Genomic DNA, 20,077 nt, shown 5'->3' with positions numbered 1-20,077 from the left:
TCTTAAAGAGGCCGAGTTATTTACTGGCCTTTATAAATCCACTCTAATTATTCCCCTTCTACGTTTTTCCTGTAGTTAAAGTACTTTCTACCCCATCTTAACGCCACATTAACAAGTGCTATCATTACGGGTACTTCAATAAGTGGACCTATAACAGCAGTAAATGCCTCCTTTGACTCGATTCCAAATACTGCAACAGCAACGGCAATGGCAAGTTCAAAATTATTACTGGCTGCTGTGAAGGCAAGAGTTACCGTTCTGTGATAATCTATTCCTGACTTATAGCTTATAAGGAAAGAAACAGAGAACATTATTATAAAGTATATAACTAGAGGTACTGCTATTCTCACAACATCCATAGGAAGTTCAATTATATACTTACCTTTAAACATGAACATAATAACAATAGTGAATAGCAAAGCAATTAATGCCAATGGACTAATCTTAGGTATAAACTTTTTAGTATACCACTCAGTTCCCATCTTAGGCTCTAATATCAATCTTGTAAGCATACCACCAATAAATGGTATTCCAAGATAAACAGCCACTGATGATGCTACTTCTGTCATAGAAATATGCACAGCCATGCCTTCTAGTCCTATGAGCTTTGGAAATACTGTGATAAATAAATATGCAAATAATGAAAAGAATACAACTTGGAATATGGAGTTAAAAGCAACAAGTGCTGCTGCATACTCACTATCTCCATCGGCAAGGCTATTCCAAACAATTACCATAGCAATACATCTTGCTAATCCAATAAGTATAAGTCCTACCATAAAATGAGGATAGTTTCTCAAGAATAAAACTGCAAGAGCAAACATGAGCACCGGTCCAATAACCCAGTTTTGTACTAAGGATAAAGTTAAAACTTTAGGATTTCTAAATACCTTTCCTATCTGTTTATAATTCACCTTAGCTAGTGGTGGATACATCATTACAATAAGACCTATAGCAATAGGAATAGATGTAGTACCAATAGATAACTTTGATAATGCTTCAGATAAACTAGGTACTGCCCACCCTAAAAATATTCCCAAGCCCATGGCAATAAAAATCCATAATGTCAAGTAACGGTCAAGCCATGATAACCTTGACGATTGTCTACTCATAGTAATCCCCCTAACTTTTTATAAAATATAAATACATAAAAAGCCCACCACAAAAGATTTTTCAATTCAATTTTGTAGTGAACTTATTCTTTAGTTAATTAGTTCTATCAATCTTTCGCCTTTTAGTTCTTCAGACTTCCATTCAATAACAACAAAATTACCCTTAGATATTTCGTCCACCCTATTTATCCACTGGATTTCATTACTAGCCTTAGCTTTTAATATCTCATTAGTTGTATTAGTAATATACATACTAGAATTAATTATCCACCATTTACTGTGGATGCCTGCTCTATTTAAATCTTCCTGCAGCCTCAATGCTTCATAAACTGGCGTTGTTTCTGCAAGAGTTACAATAACAACGTCTGTATGCTTTTCATTTCTTAGTTTAGGTAGCAAATTCTTAACTGATTCTGGTATATCTCCTTGAGTACGTTGTATTTCTTTATTGTAGCTTTGAGTTGAATCTAAAAGTAATAAAGTATGTCCCGTAGGCGCAGTATCAATAACAACAACTTCATTCTCTGATCTCTCAACTATCTCGGCAAAAGCTCTAAATACAGCAATCTCTTGGGTACATGGTGATCTTAAATCTTCTTCTATATAAGCTAAATCTTCCTCACCCATTGTTTCTCGCGCCTTGCTTAATACTTCTTCTTGATATTTTGCTAATTCTTCTTTTTCATCAATATGACTTAAAGTTATACTGGAATCTTCATCCAAAACAAACTTTAGATGCGCCGCTGGATCAGTAGTTGTTAGATGAACTTTCTTGCCTTTTTTTGCTAGACCTAGTGCAATAGTGGCAGCTATAGTAGTTTTTCCTACTCCGCCTTTACCCATTGTGAAAATCACTTTCTTATCGCTATTGTATAAATCCTCAATTACTGTTTTTAACTTAGGTATTTCGCTAATATTTAACTTTTCTTGGCTATACTTTACATTTTCTTCCTTCAAAAATGCTCTTACATTTTCAAGACCAGTTACATTATATGGTCTTAATGGTATTTCAAAGTTCTCCAAGTTTTTTAAATACTGTGGCATTTCTTCGAGTGCCTTCTGTTGTTTTTTATATAAAGCAGTAGATAACTCATCGTTATGATTTTGTAACACACCATTAATAACAAGAATTTGGTTATTCAGTCCAATATGCTGCAGCTCCTTAGAGGCTCTCTCAGCTTCCTTAAGTGGTGAACTTTCAGGTCTAGAAACTAAAATAAGAGTTGTCATATTCTTATCTGCTAAGGTTCTTACAGCATTCTTATAGACTTCCTTTTTACTTTCAAGTCCAGCTAGCTGGCCAAGACAAGACGCTCCATGAGTGCTCTCACTTATAAAATCGCTCCATGCGGAAGGTAACTGCAGCATTCTTAGTGTATGTCCTGTTGGAGCTGTATCAAATATCACATAGTCGAAATCCTCTTGAACTTTATCATCAGTAATGAAATTTGAAAACTCATTGAAAGCAGCTATTTCAACAGTACATGATCCTGAAAGCTGTTCTTCCATATTTTTAATGACTACATCCGGGAGTTTCCCTCTAAAAGGACCAACTACACTTTCCTTATACTCATTAGCTGCCATTTCTGGATCAAAGTTTGCAACTACAAGATTTGGCACATCCTTTATTTGAACCCCTTTGTTATTTAATTCGGTATTAAAAACATCCTGTAGATTTGAAGCTGGATCTGTACTCACTAACATTATTCTTTTCCCTTGGTCTGCTAAAGTCATTGCAGTAGCACAGGCTGTTGAGGTTTTGCCAACACCACCTTTTCCGGTAAAAAACAAATATTTAGTTAACTGTATTTCGTTTGGATTAAATTTCTTAGTCATAAGTATTTCTCCTCTCCTTATTAGCAGCAACCACCTTCACAACCACAATCCTTTGATTTTTCTTTCCTTATATCACTCATCTTCTTTATCTTAATTGTAGCTTTAAGATAACTTTCAGGAACATCTAACATAGTACAAAATTCTTCATTAGTTGGATATGCTTTAGTTTTAGCAATCTCACCATCTACAATAACTACTGGTAGGATATCTACGCCTTCAGTATTAAGTAGTTCATTAATTACCTTATTGTCTATAAAAGCTTGAGGATTACTTGTTAGGTTAAATCTTTCAACGATAACGCCTTTGTTCTTTAGACTATTTAGCACAGTAGACACTCTTAATAATTCCGGGTTAACAACTGGACCACACACTCCTGTTGAACAACACATTGCTGGATCAAAAATAATCATTTTTTTCATAGTACCCATCTCCTTATTTTTATTTACACTCACATTTAGATTTATTTTTACAGATGCAATCATCTGTATCAGTCACAAGATTCATAAAAAATAACATTAATTTATTACAATTAGAAGTATTTAAGGAGTAGTAGCTCCATAATCCCTCTTTTCTACAGTCAACTAGTCCACACTCCATCAGCACCTTCATATGATGTGAAAGTGTAGGTTGAGTGAACTCAAAATGTTCTAGAATATCACACGCACATTTCTCACCACAAGATAAAATATCAATTATTTTTAATCTATTAGTATCTGCAAGTGCTTTTATAACTTTTACATTATCATCATAGTTTAAGCTCACTTAATCACTCCTTATATAGATATTCATCTATATACAATATATACCTTTATCTATATACTGTCAATGTATATTAGACTTATTAATATAAAATTAACATTAATATATATTACTCTCTATGTAAATCATTTTATGTGCTTAAATATAAAATGTTCCTATCGTCCTTTATTAAACGAAAAAAAGGCCAGAACAAACTGACCTTTTTCTAAATTAAAGCTAATCCTATAAATTAATTTCATTTTTTTCACAGCTTTTCGCCAAAAAATCGGAGCTTTTTAAATTAAACCGATCTATTCTGATATTACTATTCCATCATACTTCCATCAGTTGTTATAGTTATTTCCCTATAAGGAACAATTACTTGTGCACTAAGCATTGCATTCTTTACAGCATTTACAATGCCTGCACAGCAAGGTACTTCCATTCTCACAACAGTTACACTTTTTAAATTGTTTATTCTAATAATCTCTGCAAGTTTTTCTTCATAGAATTTCACATCATCAAGTTTAGGACATCCTATAACTGTAATACGATCCTTTATGAATTCTCTATGGAAATCCGCAAAGGCGTAGGCCGTGCAGTCAGCAGCAACTAATAAATTTGCTCCTTTAAGATAAGGTGCTTGAGTATTTATTAGTTTTAATTGAACAGGCCATTGATTTAACTCAGATTGTAAAACCCCTGTATCTGATACCGCTTTCTTTCTTGGCTGCATTGCAGACATTACTTTTAAAGGCTTTTTCTCTATCTTTTTAGCAGCTGTTCCAGGACAGCCACAAGCTAGTGTAGGCTCTTCAACTACTTGTTTTCTTTCGATTTTCTTAGCTACTGTTCCAGGGCATCCACAAGGTAAAGTATTGTCTTCTGTAGCCTGCTTCTTCTCTGCCATTCTCTTCATAACTAATTCTTCATTATAAGCTACACTTTCTCTTTCAACAATTTCTATAGCACCAGTAGGACATTCTGGCAAACAATCACCTAAGCCATCGCAATATTCATCACTTATAAGAATTGCTTTACCGTCTATCAGTTCAATTGCACCTTCATGGCAAGCGTGTACGCACAATCCACATCCATTACATTTCTCTTTATCTATATCCACAATTTTTCTTATCATAATTATTTCCTCCCCTTGTCTTGTTGTCTACATTATAATAGAATAAATTTATAAGTGCAGTAACATATGTTACAACAAGACAAAATTTCCACTTAACTAAGTACCTTGAATAAGTAAAAAATTTGGAGGTAATTTTATGACCGAGATTATCAATACACTTAAACAATGCATATTAATGAGAGGATTTGCAGAAAAAAATATAGAAGATACATTAAAAAATATAAATTATACAATAAATACTTTCAGTAAAAATGAAGTTATAGCATTGGAAGGGTCTCACTGCTCAAGTATAGGGATAGTTATTAAAGGCAGTGTGGAAGTGCAAAGAATCTACGCTTCAGGTAAAACAATTACCATGTCTAAGCTACAAGCAGGAAATATTTTTGGTGAGGTTATAATATTTTCCAATAAAAGCACCTATCCTGCTACAATTATTGCTTCTGAAAATTGTAAACTTATGTTTATATCTAAGGAAAATATATTAAAATTAAGTAGCGTAAGCCCTGAATTTTTAAGTAACTTTATGACTCTCTTATCTAATAAAATCCTTATGCTAAACAAGAAGTTAAGAAATATATCATATCAAACAATTAGACAAAAAGTTGCTTCTTATATTTTAGATGAATATAAGGTTCAAGGCAGCCAAACTATTTCATTAAAAATAACAAAAAAAGAGATGGCAGAGCAGCTAGGTATTCCAAGACCATCTTTATCTAGAGAGTTAATTAGTATGAAGGATGAGGGAATTATTGATTTTGAGAAAAATCAAATTACTATTTTAGATGTAGACTTAATAGAGGATATCCTTTCTAGCTAAAAATCAATAAAAAAGCGACGCATTATATATACTAATGTCAAGATGTGTCGCTTTTAATAAAATTAAATTACAGATATAAATCCCAACGTTCCTCTTTAATCAAACAATCGGTCCAACTATTATTATCTACTGACTCGGTTAAATTAAATCCATATATTCCATAAAGATGTCGAGCTGCTTCCACTATATCAACAGTCCATAATAGAATATGTTTATAGTTTTTATCTTTACAAAAATCTATTGCTATTTTTATAAGTTTATGCCCCAACCCTTTTCCTCTCATTTCTGGTTCAATAAGAAACCATCGAAGTTGAGCAGTAGAGTTGTCAACTTTTACAATTGCTATAACTCCTATTGGTGAACCGTTTAACTCTGCAATCCATATATTTTCTTTAGCTTCATCATGATTCTCATTGAATTTATTTACATACTTTTCGACATAATCTGCAAACTCTGAGGTAAATTTATACTCAACTTTATACAACTCTCTATGTCTACTTATGATGTATTTAATATCTTTTACATCATATTTTCGAATTTTAATTGCATTTAGATCTGGCGACAACGCAAATTTAATATATCTCAAAGAATCTACCAATTTTTCACTTTCACTTTCTGTTAAGTTCTCTATTAAGTTTTTAATCTGTTTATTAGATCTTTCCTCGAGAACTGATAAAATTTGCTTACCCTTTACTGTCAAACATAAGAAAAAAACACGACCATCATTTGAAGAATTCTCCTTTATAATCAACTCACTAGATTCAAAACGATTTAAAATTCTGCTCATATAACCTCTATCAATTCCTAACCTATCAATTAAAACATTTGCTGTACAATCTTTAGTCTTGTCTATTTCAAGAAGAATTCGAACCTCTGTAAGAGAATATGGGCTATCCAGTATACTTTGATTTAATAAACCTATTATGTTCGTATAGAAACGACTAAAACTTCTTACTTCTGAGACAATAATATCCTTCTGTTTATCCATAAAATCACCCCAATCCATTTTTTGGAACTAAATCTTATGTTAATAATATACAATTTTAATTGACTTTGTCAACTAGATTTATGTATTATTGATATAATCAGCTTTGTCCATAGCTTTTAAGAAGTAACTTTTCCATAAAACTCTTTCTATTCCTCATAGATATCAGAAAACTCAATATTTACCCTTCCCAAATAATTCTTCTTGTTATCTCCTTCATATGTTACAGCACACTCATCTTCTGCAGTTCTACATACTGGAAGTTCTACGATAAATTCACTTCCCCTTCCATATTCACTTTTAACCATAACTTTCCCACCATGCATTTCCACAAAAGCTTTTACAAGAGATAAACCTATGCCACTACCCTCTCTGTTTCTAGAAAGGGACTTATCTACCTGTTTAAATCTATCGAAGATTATTTCGAGCTTATCTTTAGGAATTCCTACCCCTGTATCCTTTACAACAATTAAAACCTTATCTTTCTTATCATAGATGTTTACGAAAATACTATCTCCAGCATTTGTGAATTTAACAGCATTAGAAAGGAGATTTAGTATAATTCTCTCTATTTTATCTAAATCACAAGCTATAATCTTTTCTTCAGAATCAGTATCGAACACTAAATTTATATATTTATTTTCTATATAATCAGCAACGGATAAAGTTATATTCTCAACTAAACTTACAATATTGTAGTTTTGAAAATGGGGACTCATATAATTTGAATCCACCTTCGTAACATCAATTAGATTTCCAATTAGCCTAAGTAGTCTATAACAGTTCTGTTTCATTGTATTTATATATTTGTAACCTTTTTTGTCAATTTGACCATTTTCATCGTTCTTCTCATATAACTCCCATAGTTGTATAGCGCTCAAAATTACATTTAAAGGTGTCCTAAGTTCATGCGATATATTAGAAAAAAACTCTGTTTTTATTTTGTCATATTCTAAGGTTTCCAAAAGTCTTTTACTGTCAGTAATGTCTCTTTCCACTGTAAGAACCATATCTTCCCCTTTATAATGAAAAGATGTTGTTGATATTTCGACGTCAGCAACGGTTCCATCTTTACGAAGTATCCTTCCTTCTTTTAGCAAATATCCCTTATTATATTTTTCTAGAATGTGAAGCTTGCTTTTAGTATCCATATCGTGCTGCATAAAATCACTTAAAGATTTTCCAACTAATTGACCATAGTCTTCGACACCGAATAGCTTTAACGAAGATTTATTAGCTAGTTGTATAATTCCTTTATTATTAACTAGAATAGAATTAGGTGATAGTTCAAAAAGTTTTCTATATTGCTCTTCACTTTCCTTAAGTAATTCTTCGGATTTTTTACGTTCAGTTATGTTAAAAGCTAGTAAGTAATTAAATATAACCGAAATTATCATCAAAACCAAAAGCGCATACAAAATATATATTTTGGGAATATCATATTTTGATGTTGGTTCATTTACAACGATACTACCTCTAGGTAAGTCTGATGGTTCTATATTAAATTTTTTCATTGCACTATAGTCAAACATATATTTATTACCGCTATCCATAATTACAGGCAAATTTTTAACATTTTGTCCCTTTAGAATCAGTTCTGATAATTTTCCTGCTTTTTCACCTTGATAGTACCCAGTATTAATCACCCCACCAAGTACACCTGAATTCAAATGAAAGTCCCACATAGTGTACACTGGAACTGGAGAATTTTGCACAACAACATCAGCAAACTCTTTTGCAGGCATGTACTTTCCGTAATTCTCCTCTATAGTTCCCATGAGTATTACCATACTTTCCTTATCAAGCGATGCAAGTACATCTTTTATATGTTTAATGTCTCCACAGTCGTAAGATTGAAACTGCAAATCATTATATTTAGATGATAATTTATTTAATTCTTCGTTTTTTAATATTCCACTTGTAGTTCTATCTGTAAGTGCAACTACCTTCTTAATTTTGGGATTCAACTCTATAGCTATATCAATAGTCTTCTTAAAATCTACATTTTCTACTACTCCTGTGTATTGTTTATGTCCTTTTATCACATCCTGATTAAAATAGTTTATTCCGCAAAATACCACAGGCGTATTTGGAAAAAGCTCATCTCCATATTTAGTCATAAAATTTAAAGCATCATTGTCACTACAAATAATAACATCAAATTTTCTATCACTGTACTTATACTTATAAAACTCATATAGTTTCTCAAAGTACTCTTTATTCCATTTTCTCTTGGTATCCATGTATTCTACATCCATAAAGAGCTTCTCTTTGTCGTATTTTATAGATTCTCCTATCCCCTTCATTATAGAGTCTGTCCACTCATATCCCTGGTTATAGGAGTTTAAAATAAGCACATGCTTTTTCTCATTTCTAACTGCACTAGCTTTGTTAGGGAATAAGTAAATAGCTAACAATGCAAATACTAAAAACACCAAAACTTTATTGTTTTTTATCATCTATGAAAACTCCCCCGATTTAATTAAGTTAAAAAGCTTATTCACTATAATTTTACACTATTTTGCATTTTTTATCACCTTGAATTTAATTTAATTTTTATAATAATAAGAATAGTGTCTTAATACAATGCTTAAACAAACATCCAATCATGGCATAGAAAAAGGAAGCGAATCATCGCTTCCTCATTACTTATTATTCTAGTATAGTTATCAGTCATATTAAATGATGTAAATTTATATCATTTAATATAGTTTCATTTTTGATTCCTCATCGCCAAATACTATCTTCTATTATTACAGCAACATAACAAAATTATTAATATTATTATCCAGCTACAGTTTCCTCCGCCAAAACCTCCGATAAATCCATCATGTCTGCAGCAATGTTTATGTGACATATAGACCCCTCCTTATAATCTTATAGTAACCCATTATCTTCAATCATTAAATCTTTTGTTTATACTAGTATTATATTAGGAAATCTAAAAACTGTTACTACATTATAAGATGTTTTTATTTAAATTTTACAACTTACCTTTCTAATTTTAAAACTAAATTCACTTTATGTGGTTTTGAAAAACACCTTTAAACCCTTAACTAGAAATACTAGTATCATTAATGTATAAAGGGAAACGAAAAATTCGTTTCCCTACATTTAACTATCTTCTATTAAAGCCAAGAAGAATTATTATTAGTATAATAATCCACCAATCTTCTCTTCCTCTTCTTCTACATGACATAAAGATCCCTCCTCATATTCTTAAGCACCTCAATTTTTAATCCTAATGCAAATCTAAACTTAAGTTATAACTTTAAGCTTTCTCTTCTGTTTTATATAAGTAGTATATTCAAAAACAACAAATTGGTTACAATGCATAGTAAATATGCAAAGTACTTCCTATTTACAGTCAGTTATTGCTATATAATTTTAGCTTTGATTCGACAAGAGACTCTTTAATTTTAATAGAAAAATTGCTACCAAGCATTAATTATTAACTATCGACTCTTAACTTTATAATATATTGTGGTATTATATAATCATAAACAATTTTTGGGTCGTTATTTAGCTTTCTAAGGGGAGGAATAATCATGAAGGAATTTAATATCGAAAATAAGTTACAGAATGCTTTTAATGAAATGATACCTTATATGCAGAGTTTTTTTGAAGACGAGGTAGCATTTACTATATCGACAACAGAACATTTTATTAAAGTAATTAATAGCAAAAATATAAATTTGAATGCCCAAGCCGGTGATTCGTTAAGACCTGGCGGTGCTGCTTATGAATGTATTAAAGCTAAAAAAACTTTATCTCTAATAGTTCCAAAAGAGGTTTTTGGAGTAGAAATTAAGGCTACAGGAATTCCAGTAAAGGATGATATGGGAGCAATAATTGGCAGTATTGTTCTTGTTAAAAGTATGAAACGACATCATGAAATACTAAACTTATCAAGTATTTTGTCTGAATCCTTAAATGACATCTCTAAGGCCTCAAGCTTGGTTTCATCTGGAATAGAATCCGCTGTATACTCTAACGATGCCATATTATCCGAAGTGGAAGAAGCAGCGGTAAACGCAAAAAATACGGATGAAGTACTAAATTTCATAAAGAATATTGCTTCCCAAACTAATCTTTTAGGATTAAATGCAGCAATAGAAGCTTCTAGAGCTGGAGACCATGGAAAAGGTTTTTCTGTAGTAGCAAAAGAAATCAGAAAACTATCCAACTCAAGTAGTCATTCAATTAGTGAAATAAATAATACATTGACAAAAATTGAAAAATCAGTTAACAATATCTCTGAAAGCATAATTTCAACTACAGATACTTTTAAAAATCAGCTATCTCAAATTCAACAAATGGATGCAGCCATTAACAATCTTAGCTCTATGGCTATAAAATTAAAAGAGCTGACAGAGTAATATAGACTAGTTATGATTTTAAATTCAATACTTATATCTTTAAAGGTATCTTTAATTTCTACAGTTTTTACACTTATAGTTGGAGTAGCTTTAGCAAGAATATTCACTAAATATGACTTTAAAGGAAAGGATATCCTGGAAACTCTTATCACAATACCTATGGTGCTTCCACCTTCTGTAACAGGATATGGACTTCTCATTTTGCTTGGAAAAAGAGGTATTATAGGAAAATTTTTATACGAAACTTTACATATAAACTTAATATTTACACTATGGGCAGCTTGCATTGCTTCTTTTATAGTATCTCTACCGCTAATGTATCAAAGTTGTAAAAGTGCTTTTTTAAGTGTTGATAAATCTTATGAGAATGCTGCAAGAACACTTGGTGCAAGTGAAACAAAAGTGTTCTTTAGGATAACTTTGCCGCTAGCATTAACAGGAATCATAAGTGGTTTAGTACTCTCCTTTGCTAGAGCACTTGGAGAGTTTGGTGCAACTTTAATGGTTGCTGGAAATATACCGGGAAAGACTCAAACAATTCCACTTGCTATATATTTTGCCGTAGAAGGAGGCGACACTAGAACTGCAAACATACTTTTTGGTACTGTTTTATGCTTTAGTTTTACCATAATATATGGGCTAAACATATGGCTAAAAAAGAGAAACTAATAAATATTTATTATGTTAATTCAATTAAAAATCAGATGAAGGTAATATCACACCTGATTTTTAACTGAATTAACTCATACACATAACCACCTTAGTACTCATACTTCTCTAGTATTCACAAGTTGCACTGTTAATACTAGAGAAGTTAAATGAACTTAAAAGCCTACTATTCAAACAGGTCACTATCCTAAGGTTAAGTTGCACTTTCCTTTTACTATATTCTAACTTACTAGATTGTTTCACTAGTGAAGCACAAGTTGTTTTTTTCTTCTTTCCATTATTCTTAAAACAGTAAGCGTCATCCCTATAACGCATATTGAAGCTGCGGATAAATATACAAATTTCATAGCATGAATAAATACATCTGGTCTTCCCGGTACGAAGTTTACAACCTTATGACCTATCTCATAACTCATCCTATTGTATAGCAGCGCTACAGAAAAAGCTATCCCAAATACCATACCAGTATTTCTTACCAAAGCATTAATGCTTCCTGTTATTCCAAGTTTACTACGGGGAACAAGGGACATAACGATAGCATTATTAGGTGATTGGAATAGACCATTTCCAAAACCTAATACAGCAATTCTAATTGCAATATCAAAATATGTAGAATTGGCATTTAAGAATCCTATTAAGACAAGTCCTATAGTCGTAGCTAAAAGTCCGAAGAAAGTAAGAAGTTCGCTTCCAAGCCTGTCAGAAATATATCCACTTATAGGTGCAGTAGTTCCTGCAACTATAGGAAATACCATCATTACTATACCTGCTCTTGCAGGAGATATTCTAAGTACATATTGAAGATAAAAAGGCTGTATTATGTTGTTGCAAAATAATACTACGAAGGAAACAAAGGCACAAAATATACTTACATTAAAGAGCTTATTTTCAAACATAGAAAAATCAAGCATAGGATTATCTTCTTTTACCTCGACAAAATAGAAGGTAACAAAACATACTGCTGCTATTAAAAAGCTTATTACTATATACTTATTTTGCCATCCTAACTTTTCACCACTTAACATAGCCCAAAACAAGGTAACCACAAAAATCATAAATAACATGGAACCTTTAACATCAAAACCTTCAACATTCTCCTTCTTATTTTCTTTTGGAAGCATTTTCATTCCTAAAAAAAATGCTATTATTCCTATAGGTACATTAATTAAAAATATGGATTCCCAATTAAATACCTCAACCATAATTCCTCCGAGTGGTGGACCAAGCATAGTACCAATTGCTACAGTTGTACCTGAAAGCCCAAGTGCTCTTCCTCTTTCATTTGCAGGAAAGGTTGATGCTATAATTCCTTGGTTTGAGGACATAAGCATAGCCGCGCCTATCGCCTGAATAATTCTAGAAAATATCAGAAAATTAACATTTTTTGATATTCCGCATAAAAGAGATCCTGCAGAAAATACTATAAATCCGTATTGAAAAACCTTTGTTTTACCAACTATATCCGCAATTTTACCAAAAATCAAAACCAAAGCAGATATAACAATTAAGTAACTAGTTACAACCCACTGAATTGTATTTATCCCTACATTTAATCTTTGTGCCATATCTGGAAGTGCCACATTCACTATACTGCTATCCAAAGTTGCCACGAAAGGCCCAAGTAAGACCACTGTAAGAATTCGCCATCTATTTTTATATACTTCATGACTCATGTTTAATTAGTTCCTCCTTCACTTAAAAATATTACTACACTCCCGTTTGAAACTTAGTAAATACTAAATCATTTCATTTAGTTACGAGATAACTACTAAAAAACTCCAAAAATATAATTTTCACTTCATTATAGCAAATTAGTAAATAATCAGCACACTACTTGTTTTATAAAATAGTCGAAAAATGAGATGAAATATATCGTTTTTAATTTCTTGCTTTAGTTTTAACTATAATTCTCTAGGATATCCATTAAACTCTACAAAAACCTAGTTTAACCTAAATTTCACTTCATTCATTACTAATTTGCTGATATAATAACAATGAGAAATATTATCAACTTAATGTAATATATTTGTGTACAAGGAGAAGATCATGACTGTTTGCGCTTTAATTGGTAACCCTAATGTAGGTCAAGAAACTTTTTTCAATAAAATTGCGGAGATACAAAAAAACTTTGATGATGAAGGTGCTTCAAAGCTTGATAAACAAGAAGGTTTCATAGATAATGAAATTAAAATAGTAGCTTTCCCAGGAATATATTCTATAAATACTGCTTCAAAAACAGAAGAGCTATTTAATAGCTATATAAAAGAAAATAAGGTTGATTTGGTAATCAATATTGTTAATGCTTCTAATTTGGAAAGGAATTTATATTTAACATTACAACTAACAAAATTAAATATACCTCTTCTTATGATTCTTAACATGACTCATAAAGCAGAGAAGAATGGAATATATGTTGACACTGATAAACTTTCTAAAGAAATTGGAATTAAAATTATAAAAGTAGACAATCTTAATAATGCCGAAATTAGTGTTATACATAGCTACATTAGAGCTAACAACTATGATTTCCCTGAACTATTAGAACAAAATCTTTCTAAAGAGAAAGATATATATTCATTTATTGACAAAATAATGGACACTTGCGTTTCTGTAGAAGAAGACATCTTCAATAATGTAACAGAAAAAATTGATAGAATTATCTTAAATAAATATTTAGCTTATCCTATTTTTCTAACAATTATATATTTTGTCTTTAAGATAGTATTTTCATGGGTAGGTACTCCTTTGTCAGATGTTTTAAGAAGTGCATTATTTGATTATACAATACCATTTTTAGATAAACTTCTTTACACTCAAAGTACTTGGTTTAGATCCCTCTTAATAGATGGAATATTATCAGGAATCAGCTCAGTGCTTGTATTTCTTCCTGTTATACTAACGCTTTTTGCTTTGCTATCATTTTTAGAAGATAGTGGATATATGAATAGAGCAGCCTTCCTAATGGACAGAATTATGAATATGGGAGGAGTATCTGGAAAGTCCTTTATACCTATGATAATAGGCTTTGGATGTTCAGTCCCAGCACTTATGGCAGCTAAAAACATTGAAGACGAAAGAGAGCGAAATATTACTGCTCTTTTGATACCACTAATGTCTTGTAATGCAAAGCTTCCAGTGTACATGCTTTTTGCAACAATATTTTTTAGAGGTAAAGAGATTATTATTCTAGCTCTAATGTACCTAACTGGTGTACTTCTCGCCTTTTTCTTCAGCTTAATTTTCAAGCTAGTAGTTAAAGAAAAAGATTACGAGCCTTACATTGATGAGCTACCAGAGTATATATTGCCAGATTTAAAATTGCTTTTACTTCATACATGGGAAAAAGGTAAGGGTTTCTTAAAGAAAATTGGTACTATAATTTTTTCTATGTCAATTTTAACTTGGATATTATCTAACTTTAATTTAAGTGGCATGGTAAATATTAATAATAGCTTCCTAGCTTTTGTTGGTAAACTAATATCATCTATTTTTATTCCACTTGGTTTTGGAAATTGGCAAAACTCAGTTTCTCTTTTGACAGGTTTAATGGGAAAAGAAGTTATTGCAGGAACTTTAGGTGTTTTATATGGCGGTAATCTTTCAGTAACTATCTTGAATCATTTTAGTCCAATATCAGCACTGAGTTTTTTAATATTTATTCTTTTGTATACTCCTTGTGCTTCAACTGTTATAACCATGAAAAAAGAATTTGGTACAAAAATGACTCTAATCTCTATTTTTTATCAGTTTACTACGGCTTGGATAGTTTCATTTTTGTTTTATAATATTGGAATAAAGTATTTTTATTAACTCTAATTAGGCAATCAAGTTTAAAAATCATATGGACAACCTAACACCAAAAACCCTCTCTAGCATATTATAAATTGACAAAAGAAAATAAGGAGGGTTCTTTATGGGTTCAAATCATAATTCAAGAAGACAATCACCAAGTCAAGTTTTGGGGACACAAGCACAAAATCAAGTTTTAGGGGCACAAACAACAAATCCAAGCACAAATGATCAATTAGCAGATTTAATTAATCATATAATTCAAGACCTAGAGGGTATTAGAGATATACTTGAAAATGAAACAACAACAGATAGAACTACAACAACTAGAACAACTAGAACAACTACAACAGGCAATATACCTTGTAGAAGAGACCCAATGGTAGACAGAATATTAAACCAAATATTAAGAAATAATCCAGAAGTTCTAAACGCATTATTAAACGCTGGATTAACTCGTAGAGAAGCTATTAGAATTATAAGAACTATAATATGCTTGACTATAAGATACGAAGACTAAAAAATATTACTAGGGGCTTGAATACTTTATTCAAGCCCCTTTCATTTTTACCTTTCTTCTATTATATTCATTATTTTATCCACGGCTTTTTCAATGTATTCTGGATCAGAAAATAGTTTCTTGTTTCTATTTGTATTCTTATTAGCTTGTTTATTATCAAGTTTCCTGTGTTTATCTTTCATTTCCCCACTCTCCTTTCTAAGGTTAAATTGACCCTAAAAAGATTTTTTATTCACTGTATTAGTAGCAGTTAATTTTTGTCCTTATCTTCATTATCATCCTTTACCTCTTTTTTGGTAATATACAATATTCGACTTTTTCTTAACCTAACCTTTTGTAAATTGTCACCATTCTGATTCTTAGTCACATCTTCATTAGTAGTATCTTTTAATATCCCTTTATTTCTATTTTCTTTCACACCATTTTCCTTCTTGTTCTTTATAAATCCAAAGTAGATTAACGCTATTATACAAGCTAAAGCTATTGCATCTGTAGCAAGAGTAACATTCTTATATTTTGACCATAAAATTTTACTTTCAGAACTCTTTTGCTGACAATCGGATATAAGTTTTTTAATTTCTGAATGATTTGAGTTAAGTCTTTGTACAGCTTCAAATTTAACTAAAGCATCTTTATAATATTCTCCCCAGTACAACTGTAATCCTTCCTTATATAACTTGTTAACGGCCCCTTCCTCATTTTTTGCCCCTGCTTGATTTACAAATTCTGATACTGTATTAACTGGTACTACAAAATTAAATCCTTGGGTTTCTTTTGGGTTATTTTCGCTTCTAAAGGTTAAAAGTCCTACAACTTTACCATCTTCATTAATAACAGGTCCTCCACTATTGCCATGAGTAGCCGCTGCACTAATTTGAAGCACTGGTGCTCCTTGGGAAGATTTTTTATCTACTGCAGAAACTTTCCCATCTGTTATTGAAACTACAAGAATAGATTCTTTAGATAAGAGCTGTGAGTCTGCTGCTGCCGGATATCCAAATAACCACACATTATTTTGAAGTTGAACCTTCTCCGAATCTCCAAGCATAATAGAAGGGAGATTATTTTTTTCTATTTTTATTACTGCAACATCTTTACCTTCTCCTACAGGTGCACCATAGCTTTTTACTTCACCATCTAAAAATTCTCCACCGCCTGGAAGAATTACTTTTATGACTTTTTCTACTTTTATTGCTTTTAGGTGCGTCTCTAAATACGCAGCTAACGCATCTGGTTTAAAGTTAACTCCATAACTTGAATTAAACGCCTGCGATATTGCAACACTCATCTGTGCTATTTCATTCTTTATAATTTGAGCATTATCAAGCTTCGCGATTTCCACCACATGAGCATTAGTAACAATATATCCATTAGGACTTATAATCGCTCCAGACCCAGCACCAATATCCATAGTTTGATATGATGTAGACTTTAGGTATTCCATTATTGCTGAATCTAGGTAATAGAAATAGTAATCATAGTCCGGAGTATACTTCCATTGAATCATTGCACCGCTAACAATACGAACTACTGCAGGTTTGCTATACTCAGCTATCTGTTGAGCTTTCGATATCTTTGAAATGTCAGGTTTCTTATTCACAATCATTAGAGAGGCAGCAATGTAAGCTATAAAGACTATAATAATAGAAAGGGAAAATATCTTTTTCTTTGTCATAGATTCACTCCTTTTTTAATTGATATGTAACTTGAAACCAATATAAAAACTGAAGTGTGTTTATTGGTAATTGTGAATCATAAAACTATCCCTTCACTTTATTATATTTAGTTTTTAAACTTTTGTTACAGTTACTTAACACTTATTTAACAACTACCAAAACAATTCATAATATTTCGAGTTATAACTGAAAATTTAATCATTACAATTAAATTTAAATTCTTTATTGCAATATACTAATGTTTGATTGTATTATATATCTGTATGTAAAAAAATTCTTAAATTCCTGGAGGAAAATATGTTAAAAAAACAAAGTTGCTTACCTTATTTATCAGCTACAACAACATCTTTGATATTTGGTTTAAGTTTCCTATTTTCAAAGAAAGCCTTAAATGTAGCTTCACCCTTTAGTTTATTATCTTTTAGATTTTCAACGGCTTTTTTGATAATGACCTTTCTTGTGTTTTTAAAGATCATTAAAGTTGATTACAAAAATAAACCTATAAAAAACTTATTTTTTCTTGCCTTAACGCAGCCTGTTATTTACTTTATATTCGAAACCTATGGAATTAAACATTCATCATCCTCACTTGCAGGAATTATGATCGCACTTATTCCAGTAGTAGTTACACTACTTGCTTCATATTTTCTTAATGAAAAGGCGTCTAAAACTCAATCTGTTTTCATAGTAATCTCAGTTTTAGGAGTTGCTTTTATAGCATTTATGGACAGTACAGACTCAGGTAGCACAAGTATACTTGGGATTCTTCTTCTTATAATTACTGTATTGTCTGCTGCAGCTTTTAACATAATGTCCAGAAAGCTTTCATCAAACTTTAAACCTATGGAGATAACTTATTTTATGATGGGATTAGCTGCTGTTACCTTTAACGTGATTTCACTTATACAGCATGCTGCTATGAGTACTATAAATCTTTATTTTGAACCACTGAAAAATAGAGATTTTATCATTTCTATTATATATTTAGGAATTTTATCTTCAGTAATTGCATTCTTTTTAGTAAACTTTACATTATCTAAAATTGAAGCATCAAAATCAGCAGTTTTTGCAAATATTTCTACAATAGTGTCCATAGTAGCTGGAGTCATAATATTGCATGAAAAATTTAGATATTATCATCTTATTGGTTCTATTATGATACTAGTGGGCGTTTGGGGAACTACCTATTTTGGATTAAAGAGTAAAGCCCTAATAGAAAAAACTGTGAAAATCAAAGAAATAGAGGAAGTTGAAGTATAGGAATGTTGTCCTATACTTCTTTCATATCCTAAACTAATTTTTTAAGTTCAAATACTGCTCTAATCTCTCCCACTTCTTCCTTTACATTATTAAGATTTTTCCCCACTCTAAATCTTTCTAGTAATTTAACTTCATCCTTATCCAATACATTTAAATCTTGTAAACATTTTAGAACAGCTGGCCATACGGCTCTATATGCTCCATCTTCAATCTTTAGAGCTATGCCAAGATCCTTGTCCTTAACTCCAATACAGTAAACTCCCTCTGCTCCAAGTTTTCCTATAAGTTTTCCATGAGAGTTTTTTATAAGTTCAGTACAAAAACCATTGGTACCTGCTACCATCTCTGGAGCATTAACCATTCCTTTGAAAACCCTCTCACAAGAACCTCTATATTCCTCACTTAGTTCTTTTGGATTAGCTATTTTAGCAAAACCTAACGCCATATTATATAAAGGAATTCCGAAAACAGGAACAGTACAACCATCTATGCCTATATAGATCTTTTCTTCAGCTATCTCGCATAGTTCTGCTACTATCTTCTTAATTTCTTTTTGTAATGGATGAGATTCTAAATTGTAATCATTCACGCTATATCCTTTGTGTATACAAACTGATAGCATTCCAGCATGCTTTCCAGAACAATCTGTATTAGTAGGATCAAGAGTGACATGATTCCAAATTAGCTTTTTGGCATACTCGTCGCTTAGAGACAGGGTAGCGCCACAGCGCAAATTGGATATAGTGAGTCCCATCTTTTTCATAATTCTCTCTACAACTTTTCTGTGAAATTCCTCACCATAGTGAGATGCGCACATAATAGAAATTTCCTCATCATTAAAGTTAAATTTATCTGCTGCACCGCTTAAAATCACGTTTAAGGTTTGAATTGGCTTTGAAGCCGATCTCATATAAGTAATCTTATAGGGATCTCCAAAGGAATACAAAAGCTTCCCTTTGCTATTAACTACTGCTATATCACCTCTATGAATACTTTCAACCAAAGGTCCTCTGGTAACGTTTACAAGAATTTCTGACATAACAATCTCACTCCCCAAAATTTAATTCTATATTTTAAAATTTCTCCTACTATTAGTCTATTTAACATGTATGACTTTTGCTTGTATTTCCTTCAATTTTCATAAAATTTCATAGATTA

At 31.4% G+C, this 20,077-nt stretch carries 17 protein-coding genes; 6 read left to right on the top strand and 11 right to left on the bottom strand.

Annotated features, from left to right (window positions below; translation table 11 throughout):
• Positions 1-47 precede the first annotated feature (47 nt).
• From arsB to AC0N0V_RS09435, 5 genes are all read right to left on the bottom strand, one after another.
• A complete protein-coding gene (gene arsB, locus AC0N0V_RS09455; protein ID WP_474463718.1) occupies positions 48-1,112 on the bottom strand; it encodes an ACR3 family arsenite efflux transporter in 1,065 nt (354 codons plus the stop codon).
• Between the two features lie 90 nt (positions 1,113-1,202).
• The gene (gene arsA / locus AC0N0V_RS09450; RefSeq protein ID WP_474463717.1) at positions 1,203-2,948 is read right to left on the bottom strand and encodes an arsenical pump-driving ATPase; all 1,746 of its coding nucleotides are present in this window, start codon (positions 2,946-2,948) and stop codon (positions 1,203-1,205) included.
• A gap of 20 nt (positions 2,949-2,968) precedes the next feature.
• Entirely contained in the window at positions 2,969-3,367 is a 399-nt protein-coding gene (gene arsD / locus AC0N0V_RS09445) for an arsenite efflux transporter metallochaperone ArsD (protein ID WP_474463716.1), read from the bottom strand.
• 19 nt (positions 3,368-3,386) lie between these two features.
• Positions 3,387-3,710 (bottom strand): ArsR/SmtB family transcription factor, encoded by a 324-nt coding sequence (locus tag AC0N0V_RS09440; RefSeq protein WP_474463715.1) that lies wholly within the window; start codon positions 3,708-3,710, stop codon positions 3,387-3,389.
• Between the two features lie 301 nt (positions 3,711-4,011).
• A complete protein-coding gene (locus AC0N0V_RS09435) occupies positions 4,012-4,824 on the bottom strand; it encodes an ATP-binding protein (RefSeq protein WP_474463714.1) in 813 nt (270 codons plus the stop codon).
• 136 nt (positions 4,825-4,960) lie between these two features.
• Between AC0N0V_RS09435 and AC0N0V_RS09430 the strand changes: the two genes are divergently transcribed.
• Positions 4,961-5,641 (top strand): Crp/Fnr family transcriptional regulator, encoded by a 681-nt coding sequence (locus AC0N0V_RS09430; RefSeq protein ID WP_474463713.1) that lies wholly within the window; start codon positions 4,961-4,963, stop codon positions 5,639-5,641.
• A gap of 67 nt (positions 5,642-5,708) precedes the next feature.
• On the opposite strand, the gene AC0N0V_RS09425 is transcribed toward AC0N0V_RS09430, so the two are convergent.
• Together AC0N0V_RS09425 and AC0N0V_RS09420 are read right to left on the bottom strand one after the other, a co-directional pair.
• The gene (locus tag AC0N0V_RS09425; protein WP_474463712.1) at positions 5,709-6,629 is read right to left on the bottom strand and encodes a bifunctional helix-turn-helix transcriptional regulator/GNAT family N-acetyltransferase; all 921 of its coding nucleotides are present in this window, start codon (positions 6,627-6,629) and stop codon (positions 5,709-5,711) included.
• A 146-nt stretch (positions 6,630-6,775) separates the two neighbouring features.
• Positions 6,776-9,085 carry an ABC transporter substrate binding protein gene (locus AC0N0V_RS09420; RefSeq protein ID WP_474463711.1) on the bottom strand — a complete coding sequence of 770 codons (2,310 nt, stop codon included), beginning with the start codon at positions 9,083-9,085 and terminating at the stop codon, positions 6,776-6,778.
• Between the two features lie 1,089 nt (positions 9,086-10,174).
• Between AC0N0V_RS09420 and AC0N0V_RS09415 the strand changes: the two genes are divergently transcribed.
• Both AC0N0V_RS09415 and modB read left to right on the top strand, forming a co-directional pair.
• Positions 10,175-11,005 carry a methyl-accepting chemotaxis protein gene (locus tag AC0N0V_RS09415; RefSeq protein WP_474463710.1) on the top strand — a complete coding sequence of 277 codons (831 nt, stop codon included), beginning with the start codon at positions 10,175-10,177 and terminating at the stop codon, positions 11,003-11,005.
• A 12-nt stretch (positions 11,006-11,017) separates the two neighbouring features.
• A complete protein-coding gene (gene modB / locus AC0N0V_RS09410; protein WP_474463709.1) occupies positions 11,018-11,674 on the top strand; it encodes a molybdate ABC transporter permease subunit in 657 nt (218 codons plus the stop codon).
• A 242-nt stretch (positions 11,675-11,916) separates the two neighbouring features.
• Here the strand turns inward: modB and AC0N0V_RS09405 are convergent, their stop codons facing one another.
• Positions 11,917-13,347, bottom strand: coding sequence for an MFS transporter (locus tag AC0N0V_RS09405; RefSeq protein ID WP_474463708.1), 1,431 nt, complete (start codon positions 13,345-13,347; stop codon positions 11,917-11,919).
• Positions 13,348-13,720: 373 nt separating this feature from the next.
• Here AC0N0V_RS09405 and feoB point away from each other — a divergent pair, with 373 nt between their 5' ends.
• The gene (gene feoB, locus AC0N0V_RS09400) at positions 13,721-15,484 is read left to right on the top strand and encodes a ferrous iron transport protein B (RefSeq protein ID WP_474463707.1); all 1,764 of its coding nucleotides are present in this window, start codon (positions 13,721-13,723) and stop codon (positions 15,482-15,484) included.
• A 103-nt stretch (positions 15,485-15,587) separates the two neighbouring features.
• Positions 15,588-15,983, top strand: coding sequence for a hypothetical protein (locus AC0N0V_RS09395; protein ID WP_474463706.1), 396 nt, complete (start codon positions 15,588-15,590; stop codon positions 15,981-15,983).
• A gap of 47 nt (positions 15,984-16,030) precedes the next feature.
• Here AC0N0V_RS09395 and AC0N0V_RS09390 read toward each other — a convergent pair whose 3' ends face one another.
• Entirely contained in the window at positions 16,031-16,165 is a 135-nt protein-coding gene (locus tag AC0N0V_RS09390) for a hypothetical protein (protein WP_474463705.1), read from the bottom strand.
• 68 nt (positions 16,166-16,233) lie between these two features.
• Entirely contained in the window at positions 16,234-17,658 is a 1,425-nt protein-coding gene (locus tag AC0N0V_RS09385) for a S1C family serine protease (protein ID WP_474463704.1), read from the bottom strand.
• Positions 17,659-17,956: 298 nt separating this feature from the next.
• On the opposite strand from AC0N0V_RS09385, the gene AC0N0V_RS09380 reads away from it, so the two are divergent.
• The gene (locus AC0N0V_RS09380; protein WP_474463703.1) at positions 17,957-18,919 is read left to right on the top strand and encodes a DMT family transporter; all 963 of its coding nucleotides are present in this window, start codon (positions 17,957-17,959) and stop codon (positions 18,917-18,919) included.
• A gap of 28 nt (positions 18,920-18,947) precedes the next feature.
• On the opposite strand, the gene AC0N0V_RS09375 is transcribed toward AC0N0V_RS09380, so the two are convergent.
• Positions 18,948-19,958 (bottom strand): asparaginase, encoded by a 1,011-nt coding sequence (locus AC0N0V_RS09375; RefSeq protein ID WP_474463702.1) that lies wholly within the window; start codon positions 19,956-19,958, stop codon positions 18,948-18,950.
• Positions 19,959-20,077 lie beyond the last annotated feature (119 nt).

This window comes from Clostridium sp. CS1-1 (assembly GCF_056135525.1).
This window is presented reverse-complemented; position numbering and strand designations above follow the sequence as displayed.